Source organism: Marinobacter halodurans, assembly GCF_004327985.1.
Classification (GTDB): Bacteria; Pseudomonadota; Gammaproteobacteria; order Pseudomonadales; family Oleiphilaceae; genus Marinobacter_A; species Marinobacter_A halodurans.
On the sequence record NZ_SJDL01000008.1, the window covers coordinates 138,146 to 155,102 of the forward strand.

Consider the following 16,957-nt stretch of genomic DNA (forward strand, 5'->3'; position numbering starts at 1 on the left):
GAGCATGGAACTGACAAGCACCGCAATCTTGATCCACGAGGTTAACAACAATCACGAAAGCCACCTTTCTGTAGTGGTCCATGATGTCGACACCGCCAGTGACATTCCCCGCCTCGGCCCCGGCCGCCCGCTGAACGCCTCAGCTAAAGCAGACATCGTTGCCACCCTTAACGACGATCTCCAGGACGACAGCGCCGGGTTTATCAACGCCCGAACCCTGATGCAAAGCCCGCAAACCCTTGTATGGTATCGGCCAGCAGCGCAGACAATGATCCGACTGCACTCCCAAGAGGTGACCATCCCCATGCCCTCCCTGGTCTTCGTGGCCCACCGTGGTGGCCTTTGGGTGAGCGCCCTCGAGAGCGATCAGCGACCAGAGCCTTCGGACGGTATTAGCCACAGTGGTCTGCCGAACATCAATGATTCCGGGCACTGGTGTACTGGCGGCAACCAAATTCCTGAGCAGCCACGCAACAAGGACATCGAGGACATCGAGACGATGTTCTTTGAAAGCCCTTTCACGCACCCGTCTGGAAACCGAGTCATGCCAGACCACGTTACCGGCGAAAACTGGGTCGAGACCTTTCTGGAACTTGAGGGAGTCGCTGAATATCCGTTCGACACACTCAATGAGCGTCACGTATCCCTCATGCAATGGATCAGGAGGATCACCAAATGAGCAACACTGCCTCTACTCGAGCCCTACCAGAAACCTGGATGACGAGCTCACGTGAGCTAAATGTTCTGCTCATTGGTGCTGGCGGAAATGGATCGGAAATGGTCGACGGCCTCATGCGGATCCATCAGGCAATGATTGCCCTGGGTGGCCATGGATTGAACGTGACCGTAGCCGACGGGGATGAAGTGGAACCTTCAAACATCGTCCGCCAGCGTTTCTATCCACACGAAATCGGCATGATGAAATCCGATGCCCTGATACATCGAGCGAACATGCTGATGGGGACCAGTTGGTCTTCCCACGCTTCCTACCTCGCTGAAGCAGACATCAAAAAGCTCCCACTACATCAGATCGACCTGATTATCACGGCCGTTGATAATCTGGCAGTTCGCCAATGGGTTGCTACGGAAGGGACCGAAGCCTTTGTTGGTTGCAGGACGCTGTGGTGCGATATGGGATGCGATCAGGACCAGGGACAAGTGGTTATCGGGGAATTGTCGGGAAACACCACCAAATCCCGTGTACCGAACGCAGCGGCGCTTTTCCCGTCGATGATGACCAACGAGTCACAACCACAAACACCCTCTTGTGGCGCCGCTGAGTCCCTATCACGACAGGACTTGATGATTAACCAGCAGGTTGCGGCCAGCGCTACCAACCTCCTGTGGAAAGCAATTCGAAAGGGTCACTTGCCGTATAACGGAGCCATGATCGATCTCGGGACAGGACTGACCCAGGCAATCCCTTTCATGCCCTTAGAAGAATCCGCCTGAATTCACCAACCAGTGCGGTCTGTCCACGCCGCACTGCCCCCCCCACTCTGTTAAAAGCTTGAGTCTTTGGGATAGGCTAAAGCCTATCCCCTTTCCCGGTTAGTAGATCAGTTGGACGTACGGATCTTTGAGCTGATCTGAAACCGAAGCCTCGCCTGTCCATGTTTGGGCCTGCCTTACTTGATCGCGGATGGATGTCAGTAACGCCCATTCATTGGCTACAAATTGATTCACATTCGCCAGCTCGGAATCGCTGATACGCGCCAAAGCATAAGGGCTATCGATGCCGGCAAGGCGTAGGGCTTGCAACGATTTGAGGGACAGCCCCTGATCATTCAGGGTGAGCAGATAAGAGGGAAAGTAACGATCCAGAATGTTCTCAGGTCCACCCAGGGTATAGATGACGTCCGGGTATTCTTGTTCAGCGAACCAATCCTGGAGTGCCTTACGCTTCTGGCTATTGGTCAGCTCCCAGGATTCAATGATCGTCCGGAACCCCTTCAGAAAATCATAGTATCGCTCGTAGGTCGTGCAGTGGGCTCCATCGATCAGATCGCAACTGACATTGGTAGGATCAAAGGGATCGCTGTCGTGTGAATCGTTGATATCGACGATACTCCAAAATCCTTCCCTAACTGGCGAGTGGTCTGCTGGCATTGCAAATGGTGGCTGGAAATTCTCGGCCGGCAGGATCCGCTCGCCATGGCGACACAAGGTCTGAAGTGATGTGCCTGGTGAGAGAACGGCATGAAACTGCCAGCACCAGTTAATCGGACTTTCAGCCATATTGCACCGCTCGATTAGAGCCATATCCGTCATGATCATGCCTTGCGTCTGATGTGTGAATGAGCCTCATTGTATCGACTTATAGCCTCTGCAAACGCCACTGAACAAGTCTGGCATAACCAATGCACCTCCCGTTTACGGCCATCCCGCTTTGATATTGTGGTACGGCATTTTGAGCGGATCTACGAACAACGGAGGGCCAGAGATGGCGAGGAAAACAAAGAATTCAATGCGCGCGGCAGTTGCCGTGGCCAGTATGGGTGCTGCAGGTTTGGCCAGTGCCGCATCCGATATTGCCACCATTCAGCAGGGCCAGGGCTATGTTGGTCTTTATGGCGGCATCTTCACGGTGAAAGACTCTGCTGACCGTCGAGCAGAACCCAACCACGTTGCTTTTCGTGCCGGCACATTCTTGATTGACCAGGTAGCCGCTGAAGTAGAGGTTGGTACCGGATTTAATCGGGATGACATTTCTCCGGGAACGGAAGTGGAAATGGATCATTATGTGAACGCATCTTTGGTTGGGCACTTGCCCCTTGGCGAAAAGTCCAGCGTCTACGCCAAGGCTGGATTTGCGGATGCTTCGATCAACGTCCATGACAGTGCCGGCGAAAACAGCACCAGTGAAAACGGATTCAGTTACGGATTCGGGCTGGCGGCTCACCCAACCGAAAAGATGAGCCTGGCCATCGAGTACAGTGAGCTGGTAGATGGGGATAGCTTTAAGGCCGATATGGTCAGCATTGGCATTCAATCCCACTTCAGCTTGTTTTAAAGCCCACCCTGGTTATGGCGAGCTTTCAGTGTGGGCTCGCCAGATTCAACCTGCAGCTGCGCGGGCCCCGCCCTCACTTGAAGTTGCCTTTACTCCAGAAGTCTCCCCTATAAGAATATCCAAGAGCTGGCGAAGTGACCGCTCACCAAAGTTTGGCAACTTGATGAGGTTGACTGGATTACACCACTGCAAATCTTTGATCGTTCGGATTTGGCCGATCTGCAAAGCATTGGCCACTCGCACGTTGGCGATCGAGATGTCACCAACGTTCCACGGTGGCATGGCCTGAGCAAGCTTAATGATTCCGTCAGCGATAACCGTCACGCTTGCCCCATTCCGACACTCGCCAATCACATATTGCTGCACTGATTGCTTCACGGCAGCGGCTACCTCGACTGCAGTGGGCATACCGAACTCGAAATATCGACGACAAAATTCCTCCCATGTAGAGACATCATGCTGGATGAGCCGATTTGCCAATGACTCTACCTGCAGGACATTCCAGACAAAGGCATCGCTCGCATTCGAACATGGGATCAACGAATGATCCTTTTGTGGCCGCGCAGGATCCTCCAGCGCTGCTGATTTACCAGGCTCGGTCGCTCCAAGCCTCATCAGATCACCACTTGGGGAATAAAGCCTGCATTGCGCCAGAAACTGTTTGCTAAAGATACCCGCACGATGAACAAGCTCATAGGATCCAGGGCACATCAGCACAACATGACCACTCGAGACAGAATAATTTGATCCGATACTGGAGCGTGCCACCCAATAACGCTCTGGCTTTTCCGCAAGGAGAATCAGGGTCACACCCGGGCGCATAATCCCCTCACACCTTTTGAGATCTTCAGTGTTGTCGGCAATCTCATGAAGCTCGAATCGAAGCAAGCTGCGATCCCATTGATACAGATGGAACCGAGGAAAGCGAGACATTTGGCGCCCCCATGTAGTCGGTTGAATGTAACGAACATATTAAAGTGATAATTATCTAGTTCAGCGCCGAGCCTCGCTTGTCAAAAAAAATGGACGCCTGATATTGATAAGAACGCTTTACGCGTTATATTATGGTTAGCAAAGATCACCAGAGGTGCGTCATGAGATTACAGCTAACTGTATGCGAGAAGGGATTCCGAATTGATGATGAAATCGATAGAGAAAAATGTCGTCGGGCACGCTTTACGCGCAACTCAATCGTTGAGGCAACCATACAAACCCCTCGCAATCCTCGACTACACAGGCTCGCACATCGTTTCGGCCAGCTGTGTTGTCAACACTTGCCCGGATTCGAGGCCCTGGACGCACATCAGGCCATCAAGAAGCTGCAAAGGGATTCGGGAGTTGGGTGTGAATTAAGTCGCATCAAAGGACCGGCAATTCTCAATGCCATTGATCGAGCTATGGTTGAACAATTTGGGCTGGCGGGCGAGAACTTGATGGATCAGCTGGAACCACTACTGAAATCAGTGGAAGTAGACGCAAACATCCCTATCAGCTTATCGTATTCCAATATCGATAATGACGAATTCAGGACCATAGCCCGGGGATTAGCTCATTATGTATCGGAAACCTATTGGCCCGAATTATCCCCTGACGAGGTTCTTTCGTTAACCGGTATTGATCCGAGTGACCTTTTCTATATTTCGTGATTACTCACAGATCGCTCGATTTCACTAAGCGTCTCAGTTGTTGGCAGCTGCCAGCCGTTATGGCGAACACCCATCGCCCATACGTCCTGCCATTGCAAGCCAACATTCTGACTGACACGGCGAATAGGGATAGCCCTTTCGCGATAGAGCTGTTGGGCGTAGTGCACAAGAACCTGCTGAAGACAGTCGTTGTCAGTGACCAGTTTCGCGATGGATACATCGCTTACGCCGGCGTATTGCTGTTGCTTAATTCCATGGGCATCACAGTATCGTCTCAGCAACCCCGGCTCGACACAGAAAACACATGCCAGATCCTCAATCGTGACGAAGAAGCGATCCAACATATTCTGGAAAAGAGAGAAATCGATTCGAATGGGAGCGAGAAAGCTCAGGGTGGATAGCCAGGTCATTGCCGGTCTACGATGCTTTTCTCGCAATTTGGACCAGAATGGGCAAAGAGGATCAACGGCCATGTCGCGGAGAGCGTTCTGATCCATCGTGCGGTCTATTCCATCTACGTGGTAAACAGTATCTGATTTCACGCTGAATAATGATTCGTCCGCGCTCCCCTCTACTTCGTCTTCAGGGCGCCGCCAGCCGTATAAGTTGATCCACCCCCGGATTACGGCCGCATCTACTTCCAGGTCCTTACTTACCAGCTCGATTAATTCAGAAGATGTTGCGCTATTCGATAAATAGCTATTCCAAAGAGCGGACGATTTCACCAACAGGTGTCCCTGCTCACTGCTCGGGATATCTGATATAGCCTTCCGTCTGACTGATCCTAAAGCAGCTGCCCCCAATACCGCATTCATACTGTCCGCCCTTTGTAAAGATAAGCTATTCGATTTTATAACTTGTTGAAGTCTACTTCATGAACTGCCGGCAACTAAGTTACAAGCCGTTACAGATTGTTAATGTTTGTGTGCGCCATTCTTCATAGCGCTTCTGAAACACGAAATAGATACTGGAGTGCTGGAGCTGGAGCTGGAGCCCCAAGTTGGCCGCGCTTTAGGATCAGAATTCTCGTGACATAGGATGTACTTGATAATCGAATTGGGGCGATAGAATCGCTGGCCAGTAGATCAGCGTATTCCGACCTCAGACTCAACTTTGAGAAGCACCATTCCTTCTGCAGAATGAGTCACTTATTCGCGGAGCCAGATTCACCCGCACCAGGAAGATGACCGCCCCACCCTATCGTCTTTTTATCCCCCGTGGTAAACAAGCAAGTGCAAATGGTTCCGTAGCATGTTCTCGGGTGATGATTTATTGCTGAATTCTTGCCTCCCAAGACTGAATGTTTCTATAGAAACATCGCTGCGCCCCACCATGCTGCCCTGCACAGATCACACGTGAATGTTTCTATAGAAACACTAGCCAAAAAAAAGCCATCAACCTCAGCTGATGGCTTTCTGTTGTTAGATTTGGATACACGCTATTTAGAGTTTTTGGCTTCTTCCAATGTTAGACCTTTGGCTTCAAGAAACTTGGTAAGAGCCTCAGTTATTTCTTCTGGACTAGCAACGGAAAGCGCTGCCGCATGCATTGTTACCGAGAGCTTATCTTTGCCCGGTTTCACACTCAGAGCTTTACCTTTCTGGGAGCGGAAGGTCGAACCAGACAGGCTCTTCTGCGTGGAACTATCAAAAGATGCTTCAATTTTAGCCAGGATAGTTGAAGACTTTTCCGGCTTCTCATTAAACTCATCAGCGAATTCGACTATTCGATCAACCATGGCCTCAGAGGACCGGCCGGCCTTCTCCCCTAATAACGAGACCATTTTAAGTAGAGCTGTCGAACCGAGGCGATGAAGCTTTATCGATTTTGAAATGTCATCCGGAATGTTATTTGCGATTCGAAGAAGATTAGTAAGAGTAACCCGATCTATCCCTAGAGAGGCTGCAAGCTGGGTTTGAGTTTCAGCCATCCCTTGTTCGAGAAGCGTCTTATAGTGCTGACCCAATGACCAGGCCGATGGTGCTGACCTACCCGTATTCTCACTTTTCTGCAGCCTGGCTGCCTCAAGATCAGAGAGCTCTCTTACATGCGCGGGTACATCGATCCCAAGGGCTTTACAAGCGGAAAGCCGCTTAAAGCCAACAACCTCCTCATATTGAAACCCGTCGGCGGATGCTCCCTCAATGGGACGCACAGTGATGGGAGAAATAACGCCCTGCTCTCTAATCTCATCAACAAGTGCGGAATACTCAGGATCATCCTCAAGCTCTACGGCAGTACGGTCTTTGAACCGCCAGTTACGCACCAGCTTAGAAGGAATTTCAATGTACTCGTCTGTGACTTCCGGAACTGGTTCAGTAACGGCAGCTGACCTCGCAGACTTCGAATTTGCAGGCTTTGCGAAAGTGCGCTTCTTGCCCTCATCCGACATTGCTGGTGCGCTGGGATTAAAAAGGCCCTTGCCATGCTTCTTTTCACTCATCTCCATCCGCCTCCATGGTCCAAATGTCATTGAGATCCTGAAAAATCTCATCACAAACAGAAGCAATAACACCTACAGCACGCTTGTACGCCCCGCGTGATCCAACAGGCTTCTCAAGACCGAGTACCGTGGAAAGACTTGTGGATGCATCAGCAATTGCTCGACTGTGGTACATGATGTTGTCCATAACGGCGTCACCGTAGACGCGGCGAACCGCAATTTCATTGCGACGATGACCTGACCCACTTGTTACCCGATCCTGACCAGAGCTGTCCTGGTATTGACTGATAAGAAGCCTAAAATACTTAAACTCTTTCTCGGACATGCTGGTATAACCAGCGAGCGCGTCCGTATATGCGACGAGAGAAGCCCTATCCAGGAGTTCTGGTTTTAGCGATGTGATAATGCCGTCAGCCGCTGCTAAGCCATTCATGGTTAAGAGGCCAAGCGATGGCGGGCAATCAATGATGATCACATCGTAATTATCCTTGATGAGATCAAGCACAGCAGCTAACCGGTTTTGAGGTGACACATCGGTGTTTGAATCATCATTGCCAAAATGCTGGCTTAATAACTGGATTTCGAAGTCCTGGAATGAACTGTTTGCCGGCATCAAATCAACGTTGTGAAAATATGTCCCTCTAACGGCTCGACTATCGGGATCCAGGATGAGCTCAGGATCTTTCAGCAGCGCCTCAACAGGCAAATCCTCATCCTCGAGGTGCAAGTCTGGGACAATCCCGCCAAGTATCTGTGTAAGTGATGCTTGGGGCTCAAAGTCGACAGCCAGGACCTTCAGACCTTTCATGGCCAATGCATGAATGACGTGACAAGCATTGGTCGTATTGCCAACACCGCCTTTGAATTTCGACATGGCAATCGTTATTGGCTGACTGCCTTTCGGCCGAATGTATTTAGTCCCGGCCTGTTCCCGGATCTGATCTATACGCTCAAGGGTCCAGCGACCGTGACCCGCTTCATTTTTGTATACGTCTGGGTCAAAATCTCGGAGCCACTGGGTAGATCGGCCAACCATTTCGGCTGCCTGCTGCGCCCCCCAAGTCCTTAAACGCCGATGGTGACCATCACCATATTCTTTATTGATCTCGTCTCGAATGTCATCAAGCTCAGACAAACCCTTCTGGTTCAGAGAAGAGAAGTATTCGTAAGAACGTTCGCCGGGCCCTAACCACCTGCCGCTACTTTGCATAACTCCTCCAAATTGGTCCTATTGGTGCCAAATCAATCAGTACCCACAATATACACCATGACTGGAAACCGGCAAGGGAACGAACCAAATTTTTTTGTATCTATTAACGAAATCGTTACCGATCTTGAGGTTGTTTCTATAGAAACAGCGTTGATGTTTCTATAGAAACAGCGTTGATGTTTCTATAGAAACGCAAGGTTTGCACGGGGAACTGGAGAAGGGGTGGATCGGGGCTGGCGATTGAAAACGTAGAGCATCTGGTTCAAAAATTAACCGTTCGGGGATTCGCTATCATTGTGTCAGACAAATCACGAGACCATTACTCATACTTGGTCGCGTCTCTCGCATGTCATCAGAAAATATGCTCCGAAAACGCTCGATGGCTAAGTCAGAATGCTTTACTGGCTAGGATTGAATAAAGGTCAAGCAAGAGCAGGTAAGGGGAGAGGCCGATTCCCAAGTATCGACCTCGGAGTGATGACAATTTTAGCGTCAATGTTGATGTAGCCCAAAACCACAAAAGGATTGACGCGTCCTACGCCGCTACCGTCGACTGGCATATGGATCTGAACTGCCAGTCATCTCTCCAGATCTGCTTTTGGCTCGAGGCTTGGATGAACCAGGAATAGGTCCATGTGATTCAGATTGATTGTTTGACCCGGTAACACGAGTTGGCCGACTCACAAACTGAAGGCAGCGCCGATAAAAACCGTCAAGATCCAATGGATCGCCATCATTATGGGCGCCCCGTATTAGGCGAAATTCTTTAGACAGGAAATCAGAAGTAGCAGGATCGCGAACCCCTGCAAAGGGATTGTATTGCTGTACCTGCTGAATTCGTTGGTTTCGGCCAACACCTGGGTTGTCCAGCTTATTACGGGTATAGATCCCTTGAACACCTCCGCCAAACCACATTTTCAAGAGCGAAGCATAAGCCTGGCATTGCTGCTGTTCACCCTCAGCAATTAAGGCTTCTTCCTGTGAGGATAAATCCGGAGGGGAGGGTGGGGCGGTTTGTCCAGAAACACCGGCAAAGGCACTACCAGAAGCATTTGCCATCAACAGCACACCGATTAGAAATCGAGCTCGCCCAACCTCAATCATTCAGATAACTCCACATGAGAAAGTTCACCGGTACAGTATAAGTTCTGCAGGGCGCCAGAATGACTCGGTGCATGGGCTGACTGGATTTCCTTGTCAACGTGTTACAAGGTGTTCGCAAAAGGGAAGCAAAAACAAAGATAGCTCAGACATGCCACACACAGGCAATACCAAAAATACCGGTACTGTCATGTGCTAGACAGGAAGCCTGCAGAGTGAACAACGCCTTGATAATAGCAGCGAATTATTCACAGGATATATGCCATATTATAATTTCATATCGTTTTAACGTGTCTTTTCTATAACTTAGGCTTTCGAATCAAAAATCCGTACCAAGAAATAACCGGTAATGGTCTTGGTATCGAAAATGTGGTCTTGGCATCGAAACTTTGGTCTTGGCATCGATCGCCAGAGTCATGCCCGATCGCTAGAGAAGGATACCCTGGAGCTTCAACAAATCTATAAAATTCAATTAAAACAGCATTCTAAAGTGATACCAGCAGCAACAGTCTCAGATTAATATGAGGTAGCAAATTATTTGGTCTTGGCACCGAAGTCATTGTGGATAAACACAAAATCTAGAATGGTCTTGGCACCGGAACATTGGTCTTGGCACTGGTTTCAACATTGAAGGGCTCAGGAAAATGCCTTTTAAAACAATCTATTCGATCAATTTTAATGAAACCAAAAATAATGGTCTTGGCATCGAGCTTTCTGTGGAAAAGAACGATGCCTTTGGTCTTGGCACCGTATAAAGAGGTCTTGGCATCGGAATAGGTGGTCTTGGCATCGCTTAAAAATGGTCTTGGCAGCGTTATTAATGGTCTTGGCATCGAATTTTGAACAAAAAAACCATTATGAATCAGCGATCTATAGACCCTTTATTGTTTAGATGTTTGTTTATTGTTTAGAAAGAGATTATTTGAACCAAGAAATACGAACGAATTTACCTGGGCCAATCCCAGAGACAGGACTTCCCTCCCTTACCAATACCTAGATACACGGTCAGGCCGCCTGCCAATAGCAAAAATCCCGATTCCGCAGCTCGCCAATACCAACTTTTACACATTCATGGGTCGCCAATACCAAAAATTCTGGTATCGTTAGAGACCATAGAGCCTCGCACCCAAACACGAGAAGAACGCAATGGTCTATGACGCTACTCAAATCCAAGAGAGCCACTTCCTCGTATCGAACGCGACCCTCACCAATATCGAAAAAGCTCGAGCAAATATTTCGACGTCAGGTGACTTACGATCGAGCCTGAAAAAATATCTCAACCATGTCCTGGATCTAGCCCTACGCATCCAGGAACAGCTAAAAGAAGAGAAATTTCAGGCAATCCCGTATTACCCCGTGACCTTCCGTGATATCCAAGAATATGCATCAAAATCGGGAGGGTCAGGAAACCGAAGTACCGTTCAGTACCGCGCCAATAAGCTAATCTCGGTGGGACTTGTTCGAGAGGTGTTAGTCAACTCTTCGCGAGGCGGTAAGCCGTTTAAGGTTCTCTATCTAAACCCTCTTGAGGAAGGCATTAACTCAGTAGATGAACAGCAGGTCAATCAGCTAACATCCGGCCGGAAGCGATCTATCTACAGCTCCAAGCGACTGCTTAATCAAATACGCGAATCAAATATGCAGCTGATTTCAGACTTCGATCGCACAAGGCCGCCAATTACCGAGACCTTGTTCACAGGTATCTGCGACCGAGTAATGCGGTTCTCTACACGGGAGGTGATACCGAACAATAGGATCGTGGTCGGAATCACTCACCTCAACGCCAAGATGTTAATTCAAGCGACCACAGAAACCGGCGCCTCATCACAGTTAGCTGCGCTATCAGACCAGCGGGTCATCCGAGCTTTGCTAACCGAGATTGTTGGGAAGATTGAGTCAAAAATTGGCAAAAATTTAAATGGCAACTACCCAAGTAAAAAGCCGGCTTCACAATCAAATCCAATGGAAAGGCTCCGATACATTGAGTCTAAGAAAAGATACCAGGACTTTCCTGGACTAGAGCTAGACATCGAAGATAATACTGACGACCCGTCAGATGACTCGCAGACTATCGACAACCAGTTCTACATCGATGTGACACGCTTGGCTAAAAGAATGGGTTACAAGCGCCCCAGCTCCGGTCAGACGCGCTCTCTGATCAACCAAGCTCTGCGCAGACTTCACGAGACCAAATTTCGGATAGTTATCGCCGGTCCTGACGAAAAGGCCAAAAGACAGCTGATGGAGACGCTGAACCTGGAGGATATGGAGACCGAACACCGGCTAATTACAGAGATGAATTCACAATATCAGAACACCTTTTACCAAGGGGACCTGGAGGAACTCTGGAAAGAGCAGCCCGACGAAGAACAGTCCGATGAATTCATGGTCGATGCCTGGCGGCCTGATGTTTTACAAAAGAACAGAATTTGGCGCTTGAAGCTCAACGATGAGCTGTTTAATCGCTTAATGGATCCTGAACAACGTGCTTACTTCAGGGCTCACAAGGAAATCCTTGAAGAATCATCCGGAATAGCTCAATCGATCTACAACTACATGAACATGATTCTGGGCAGGACCAATCAATCTCTTCGTGGGAAACAAGAGCGGGTATTCCATCGCCCGCTTGAAAAACTACATAAAACAATTTGGCCTGAAAGAAAGTTTTCGAGCTTTGAAGCCCGATTCATCGATTTGCTGCGGCGCCATACCCCGAAAGGGCAGTTTGATGAAACCCTCCAGATGAACAGAGTCCGCATGTTTGGCTTCAAATTTGATCTCTACAAGAAAGAAGATCAGAACGGTCAGCTTTACGTTCGTATCACAAGGGATCTGGCAGATCCAATTTCCGGAAACAGCAGCCATCACAATCGTATGCTGGCGAAGAGCTCAGAGGATACCGTTCAACTTTGAGCGGTATCCTCGACTTCGCAATGGAACGAACCGATCAGTTTCTTGGAGCCCGAATCAGTCTCTCCTGATCGTCAAATTCAAACTCATCCAATTTGTAACCATCCCGAATAAGCAGCTCCAACAACTGAATCGCCAGAATATCGGATCGACCTGGCAATCGAGCCGAAGCCATGCTGGGGTCTCGAACCTTACGATCGATTTCAAACCTGGCTGTCTTTCCGCCTACTCCGAACAAGTAACCAGTTACATTGCGACCGTAAACCTTTTCAACCCGGTCAAGTGACCCTTTAAAAACCTCAAAACGCTTCTGCTTAACATCCTTCTCGACGTTAGACATAAAATTCTCCTGCCGGTTACGTGATGCAAGAAGGTTAACGCTTAACGCCGTGCTCGGCAACCCGTAATAGGTTAAGTATCGATATTTCTGAAACGCTTAAAGCCATACGATGCCGAAATCGTGAGTGTAGGATTAACTGTACAACCAGAGATGCCGGCATTTATTGGGTAAAAAATCGCCATACCCTAGAGGGCATATTCGACACGCAGGTGAGTTGACATGGCCCTTGACCAGAACACATCAATAGACCTTACGCCTTTCCTGATCGGCATTAGTGCATACTTGAGTGGAATGGACGCCATCTGTAAGCGCACTGAATTGTTGCCGTATGAAAACCGAATTTCCCTATCTCGAGCTCAAGAACGCGCTGAGCAGCTTCTCGACGACCTTCGTGCAAATCGGACGTCAGATATCCTCTACGAAGACATGGCTGACATGTGTGATACGGCTGCCAATTGCGCTCTAGCTCATTGGGGCGCGGGAACCAGGATGAACGAACTTTTTGCCGAAGATGATGAATCATTGTCTGAACCGAAAGAGCCCATACTGGCTTTTTCAGATTCCATCTTATTCAACATTGAGCAGGCAAAAGGAATCGCTGGTAACCGTGACACCAAATTCTGCCGGGCGATTCATATTCCTAGAAATGTCTTCGGTGACACTGATCACGGCGTGGGTATTCCCCGCGTTTGGTCAGCACAGCTGAATGAAGAGTTCATTTCGGCCGCTGAACGTGCATCAACGAGGCTTGAGCTTGAGATACAAGCAGCAAGAGAGTTGATCGAACGCAGAAAAACAACCGTAATTACGATGTCTCAAGGCCCTATCGAACCTACAGCCTTTAGAATTGCTGTTCACACTTTGGCCAATAAACAGATACTTCCCAGCGAGAGCATCAGGGCCCAACTTGCCGACTGTGCAAATTTGAACGATGACTTCCATGAGAAATTAGCTGGATACTGGGAGCAAGAGGTGGGAGTCAGCGGTAAAGAATTGATGAAAGCAGTTGACTGGATCTCTCGCGCCGGACGGGATAAGTCATTCGGGGAAACACATGCCGAGCGTACCGCTGTCATTCATGGAATCATTGAATCTGCCTGGCAGCAGCAGGTCAAAAGCATGGATATACCTGGCCAGGAAGCAATGGGCCGGCTCAACCGTGTAATGGATGCTCGATATGAATTGAAAGAAAACGACCGAATAATGATGGAGGACCCGGATGAGCAGATTTCAGGGCCCTCCATGGGGAGTTAAAAATAGCTTTTGACGGGTCGCTCCTCGTCACCGTTAACCGGCTCTTTGTCAGCCAGTTCTGTGTCCAGCTGGTGCAGACTGTTCACCTGCTCCAGCTGGGTCGTAGTGTGAATACCTCTCTCGTTGCCAATCAACTCTCCCTCCCTGTCTATGACGGTGCTTTCCGCAGTGTCAGAGTCACTGGTCTCGACAACATATTGATGAGTCCGGGTTACGATGAAGAGTGCCATAAATACCTCCAGGTAAATCGTTCCTTGATTCATTGTGCCATCAAACGCTCCATGATTATCTCGTTGCACCTATTGCGTACCGATGAATTCTTGCCAACCTATGCACGAGCAGTTTGATCCTCACTCTCTCCTGTAAAATGCAAGCATCGTCTACCTGTTGACTGCCGTTCAAAGTCATTTCGTGTTCATCCAGTCTGCGAGTTCTATGGTGAAATCAAAGAAAGGCAAAGCCGTTTTCGCAATCCTTTTTTCTGCAATGGCTATGACAGCCCATGCTGATCAGGAATCCAGTGTTGAAAAATCCGTTGAGGCTTGGACGAAATTCTGCAGGCAATCGGTGAACGTGAAGAATCGCCTGGGGCAGGGGGGGCATCGCCCAACTGAGGCATCCATCAAAGAGGGCATTACCACACTGATAAGTTTCGGAATGGTGGACAGACTAGGAAAGCTCAGACCGAAAGAAGCTTGCTTGACCCTGGCAGCAAGTGCAGAAACCACGATACCAGTCATTGTAATTTTCAAGCCCAAGACCACCGTCTCGTCACAAAGAGTGACGATGCTCTCCCAGTCAGGAAAAGCCCTATTCGATCGACTCAATGAACTGAATATTGGGTATAGCGGCGCCGGCTTCCTGGATCAACATTACGCAGCCAGCACACCCGATAACCCTTACCCACGTCGTGATCGGAAGAACAGAATCCGAATCACTGCGATGCGTGGGGCGAATCAACCCAGAGATTTCTCAGTCGGATTAACGAATCATTGTCTCGTCGGCATTGATTCTGCTCCCTTCAGTCAGTTTTTAAGGGGACTCCCGAACGAGCTCCAGCAAACGTTGCCCGATGAGGATTTTGCATGGTTGGAAGCTAACGGGGATGCCATGAGCTTCTGGCACGAAGTAGGGCATTGTGAAGCCAGCCCCGTGGTCGCTTCTGGAGTCCGGCGAGGCAATGAAGGCCATTCAAGATCATCGAGTCTCGACAGCTGCAACACACCAACCAATAACCAGTATGCGGATCAGCCTTCTGTAGTTTATACCGAGCAGGAGAAGCGAAGGATCTTGAATGTTGTCGAACAGGACCGTTCGAATTTGAACGGAGCCCAGTTGCCAAAATCGACCCCTGATCCATGGATAATAATGGACCTCTCCAAAGAGGTGCTGGCCGACGATTTCGCATATAAAGCTTTCAAGGCCAGATTTCCCCATGCAACTGAGCCATGTCAGTCAGCACCAACGCTTAATCCGTGGGGTAGGTTCCGACTTTTGATGAGTCTTTATTCTCCACGCCCCAGTCGCATGAACTGGATAATGCCTTACCTCAATCGAAGCCAGACTAGCGACCAGCGGCGAAAGTTGCTGGCGGACGCCTGGGATGGATTGCGTCAGGTTGCGTTTGGTGATTATGGCAAGATTCCAAGAGCCGGGGAGCTGCAGGGGAACAGCTATCAAGGTGATCGATATATGAGGGTTCCGAGTGAAACACCGGATCCTTCAAGATCTGAAAAGTGGGCAAATTGGATTCGGTATTGGGTAAACGCTGACCAGTAGCTTGTCAGAAAAGTCCGACATCACTGCCATATCTTGGGGCTAATTTTCTCTACAATGTGTGGAATAAAGTACCCAAAGTGACAAATTGATGAGGCGGTCATGAGTCAGCGATTACCGGCATTTTTCCCACTGATCCGCAACCCGGACATTCGTATTGCGCCGATATCTTCAGGTGCATCATGGTTTGCTGCAATTTACTGGCGGAACGATGCGGTCTCTGAGTCCCAGTATCAAAAATTGATATCAAATGGGTTCGTTCCTGGCAAGCAGGGGCGTTTGTTCTACCCGCGCCCCATGGAACCCCAGATGATGGAAAGCGTTTGTCGTCTTCTCGGCGGGGCCATGGAAGTATTGAGACCCGAGCACACAGTGGTCCTCGAATCAGGCGCTCCTTTTGAAAGCCCGCTACCAGATGAGATTCGTCAGGGTATTGCCTGGTGGTGGCGTCACAACCGCCAAGCCCTAGCACAAGAAGTGCGCATGTCACTGGAGGGCAGCTCTGACGAAGGTGTCAGGGCTATTGCAACCCAATATTCCGAAGGACAGTGGCGAAACCCAGACCGGTTGAAGCAATGGGTCAGTCAAGCTCTTGATGGCGAGCTGGAACCTGTAACAGAACCAATCGTGGGGCTGGGGTTAAGCTGGGCCATCGATAGAGTGGGGCAGGGCGATGAGATTTCTCCTGAATTGGCTGATTGGCGAGCAACACTTGCCAAGTACCGCGGAGAGGTCGTAAACGAGGTGCCGGCTCGCCCCGCGAATCTTGCGACTCAGCTTGCTGCATCCAGTCTGCCGAAAATAGGCCAGCGAGTTCGCTGGAGGGATGACGGTAGCAACACGATCAAGAAAGGCGTCGTGAAGCGGCACAGCGGAGAAACCGAAGATGCGATCTGGGTGCTGCCCGATCGACCTCACTATGTTTCCGGCTTGACAATGCCGCAAGTGATAAGAGTATTTCCCAGCCAACTATTGGATCACGTCGGGCCGGAACCGGTTAAGCCGTCTGAAGCCGCCTCAGAAGGCGGTGAAGCAACTAAAGTGGAAGGGCGCTCTGACATACTGCCTACCGACATTCCATGCGCTGCGCTACAGCACATGGAGTCCGACGAGTATCCACCGAGTAAGATTCGCAATTATCTGAGGGTTGGCCTGGCCAGCCAGCATATTAGAGGTATTCATCCGCTATCCCCCTTCGTCTCCAAAATGGAAGATGAGGGCGAGCTTGTTTTGAGTTTCAAGGCGTCGTCCTCAGGGATCAGCA

Annotated in this window: 16 protein-coding genes; 8 read left to right on the forward strand and 8 right to left on the reverse strand. The window is 49.6% G+C overall.

Going from position 1 to position 16,957, the window contains the following annotated elements; translation table 11 throughout:
* The first annotated feature begins 4 nt into the window (after positions 1-4).
* Both EZI54_RS07420 and EZI54_RS07425 read left to right on the forward strand, forming a co-directional pair.
* On the forward strand, positions 5-679 hold the full coding sequence (locus EZI54_RS07420; protein WP_131480581.1) for a PRTRC system protein B: 675 nt from the start codon (positions 5-7) through the stop codon (positions 677-679).
* Complete coding sequence (locus tag EZI54_RS07425) at positions 676-1,452, forward strand: PRTRC system ThiF family protein (protein ID WP_131480583.1); 777 nt, start codon at positions 676-678, stop codon at positions 1,450-1,452. Before EZI54_RS07420 ends, EZI54_RS07425 begins: the two co-directional genes overlap by 4 nt.
* 99 nt (positions 1,453-1,551) lie before the next feature.
* Here EZI54_RS07425 and EZI54_RS07430 read toward each other — a convergent pair whose 3' ends face one another.
* The gene (locus EZI54_RS07430; protein ID WP_131480584.1) at positions 1,552-2,277 is read right to left on the reverse strand and encodes a hypothetical protein; all 726 of its coding nucleotides are present in this window, start codon (positions 2,275-2,277) and stop codon (positions 1,552-1,554) included.
* 166 nt (positions 2,278-2,443) lie between these two features.
* Between EZI54_RS07430 and EZI54_RS07435 the strand changes: the two genes are divergently transcribed.
* Positions 2,444-3,013, forward strand: coding sequence for a porin family protein (locus tag EZI54_RS07435; RefSeq protein WP_131480586.1), 570 nt, complete (start codon positions 2,444-2,446; stop codon positions 3,011-3,013).
* A gap of 45 nt (positions 3,014-3,058) precedes the next feature.
* Here EZI54_RS07435 and EZI54_RS07440 read toward each other — a convergent pair whose 3' ends face one another.
* On the reverse strand, positions 3,059-3,901 hold the full coding sequence (locus tag EZI54_RS07440) for a DNA-directed RNA polymerase subunit alpha C-terminal domain-containing protein (RefSeq protein ID WP_165495712.1): 843 nt from the start codon (positions 3,899-3,901) through the stop codon (positions 3,059-3,061).
* A 206-nt stretch (positions 3,902-4,107) separates the two neighbouring features.
* On the opposite strand from EZI54_RS07440, the gene EZI54_RS07445 reads away from it, so the two are divergent.
* On the forward strand, positions 4,108-4,659 hold the full coding sequence (locus tag EZI54_RS07445; protein WP_131480590.1) for a hypothetical protein: 552 nt from the start codon (positions 4,108-4,110) through the stop codon (positions 4,657-4,659).
* Here the strand turns inward: EZI54_RS07445 and EZI54_RS07450 are convergent.
* From EZI54_RS07450 to EZI54_RS07465, 4 genes are all read right to left on the reverse strand, one after another.
* Positions 4,647-5,474 (reverse strand): hypothetical protein, encoded by an 828-nt coding sequence (locus EZI54_RS07450; protein ID WP_131480592.1) that lies wholly within the window; start codon positions 5,472-5,474, stop codon positions 4,647-4,649. The two genes, EZI54_RS07445 and EZI54_RS07450, sit on opposite strands and share 13 nt — an antisense overlap.
* A 623-nt stretch (positions 5,475-6,097) precedes the next feature.
* Entirely contained in the window at positions 6,098-7,102 is a 1,005-nt protein-coding gene (locus EZI54_RS07455) for a ParB/RepB/Spo0J family partition protein (RefSeq protein WP_165495713.1), read from the reverse strand.
* Entirely contained in the window at positions 7,095-8,312 is a 1,218-nt protein-coding gene (locus EZI54_RS07460; protein ID WP_131480596.1) for an AAA family ATPase, read from the reverse strand. Before EZI54_RS07460 ends, EZI54_RS07455 begins: the two co-directional genes overlap by 8 nt.
* A 543-nt stretch (positions 8,313-8,855) precedes the next feature.
* Complete coding sequence (locus EZI54_RS07465) at positions 8,856-9,416, reverse strand: hypothetical protein (RefSeq protein WP_131480598.1); 561 nt, start codon at positions 9,414-9,416, stop codon at positions 8,856-8,858.
* Positions 9,417-10,559: 1,143 nt separating this feature from the next.
* Between EZI54_RS07465 and EZI54_RS07470 the strand changes: the two genes are divergently transcribed.
* Positions 10,560-12,326, forward strand: coding sequence for a hypothetical protein (locus EZI54_RS07470; RefSeq protein ID WP_131480600.1), 1,767 nt, complete (start codon positions 10,560-10,562; stop codon positions 12,324-12,326).
* A gap of 34 nt (positions 12,327-12,360) precedes the next feature.
* Here the strand turns inward: EZI54_RS07470 and EZI54_RS07475 are convergent, their stop codons facing one another.
* Positions 12,361-12,663, reverse strand: a complete 303-nt coding sequence (locus EZI54_RS07475; RefSeq protein ID WP_131480602.1) for a hypothetical protein — start codon at positions 12,661-12,663, stop codon at positions 12,361-12,363.
* 219 nt (positions 12,664-12,882) lie between these two features.
* Between EZI54_RS07475 and EZI54_RS07480 the strand changes: the two genes are divergently transcribed.
* A complete protein-coding gene (locus EZI54_RS07480; RefSeq protein ID WP_131480604.1) occupies positions 12,883-13,917 on the forward strand; it encodes a hypothetical protein in 1,035 nt (344 codons plus the stop codon).
* Here EZI54_RS07480 and EZI54_RS07485 read toward each other — a convergent pair.
* A complete protein-coding gene (locus EZI54_RS07485; protein ID WP_131480606.1) occupies positions 13,914-14,147 on the reverse strand; it encodes a hypothetical protein in 234 nt (77 codons plus the stop codon). The genes EZI54_RS07480 and EZI54_RS07485 overlap by 4 nt on opposite strands.
* Positions 14,148-14,352: 205 nt before the next feature.
* Here EZI54_RS07485 and EZI54_RS07490 point away from each other — a divergent pair, with 205 nt between their 5' ends.
* The gene (locus tag EZI54_RS07490) at positions 14,353-15,696 is read left to right on the forward strand and encodes a hypothetical protein (protein ID WP_131480608.1); all 1,344 of its coding nucleotides are present in this window, start codon (positions 14,353-14,355) and stop codon (positions 15,694-15,696) included.
* Between the two features lie 99 nt (positions 15,697-15,795).
* The coding region (locus EZI54_RS07495; RefSeq protein ID WP_131480610.1) for a hypothetical protein at positions 15,796-16,957 on the forward strand (1,162 nt) is incomplete at its 3' end.

Excerpts from the sequence above, each read along its gene's own strand:
- EZI54_RS07425 (WP_131480583.1), top strand. The coding sequence starts at position 676 with ATGAGCAACACTGCCTCTACTCGAGCCCTACCAGAAACCTGGATGACG.
- EZI54_RS07460 (WP_131480596.1), bottom strand. The coding sequence starts at position 8,312 with ATGCAAAGTAGCGGCAGGTGGTTAGGGCCCGGCGAACGTTCTTACGAA.
- EZI54_RS07435 (WP_131480586.1), top strand. The coding sequence starts at position 2,444 with ATGGCGAGGAAAACAAAGAATTCAATGCGCGCGGCAGTTGCCGTGGCC.
- EZI54_RS07485 (WP_131480606.1), bottom strand. The coding sequence starts at position 14,147 with ATGGCACTCTTCATCGTAACCCGGACTCATCAATATGTTGTCGAGACC.
- EZI54_RS07450 (WP_131480592.1), bottom strand. The coding sequence starts at position 5,474 with ATGAATGCGGTATTGGGGGCAGCTGCTTTAGGATCAGTCAGACGGAAG.
- EZI54_RS07470 (WP_131480600.1), top strand. The coding sequence starts at position 10,560 with ATGGTCTATGACGCTACTCAAATCCAAGAGAGCCACTTCCTCGTATCG.
- EZI54_RS07490 (WP_131480608.1), top strand. The coding sequence starts at position 14,353 with ATGGTGAAATCAAAGAAAGGCAAAGCCGTTTTCGCAATCCTTTTTTCT.
- EZI54_RS07455 (WP_165495713.1), bottom strand. The coding sequence starts at position 7,102 with ATGAGTGAAAAGAAGCATGGCAAGGGCCTTTTTAATCCCAGCGCACCA.
- EZI54_RS07475 (WP_131480602.1), bottom strand. The coding sequence starts at position 12,663 with ATGTCTAACGTCGAGAAGGATGTTAAGCAGAAGCGTTTTGAGGTTTTT.
- EZI54_RS07430 (WP_131480584.1), bottom strand. The coding sequence starts at position 2,277 with ATGATCATGACGGATATGGCTCTAATCGAGCGGTGCAATATGGCTGAA.
- EZI54_RS07480 (WP_131480604.1), top strand. The coding sequence starts at position 12,883 with ATGGCCCTTGACCAGAACACATCAATAGACCTTACGCCTTTCCTGATC.
- EZI54_RS07420 (WP_131480581.1), top strand. The coding sequence starts at position 5 with ATGGAACTGACAAGCACCGCAATCTTGATCCACGAGGTTAACAACAAT.
- EZI54_RS07465 (WP_131480598.1), bottom strand. The coding sequence starts at position 9,416 with ATGATTGAGGTTGGGCGAGCTCGATTTCTAATCGGTGTGCTGTTGATG.
- EZI54_RS07445 (WP_131480590.1), top strand. The coding sequence starts at position 4,108 with ATGAGATTACAGCTAACTGTATGCGAGAAGGGATTCCGAATTGATGAT.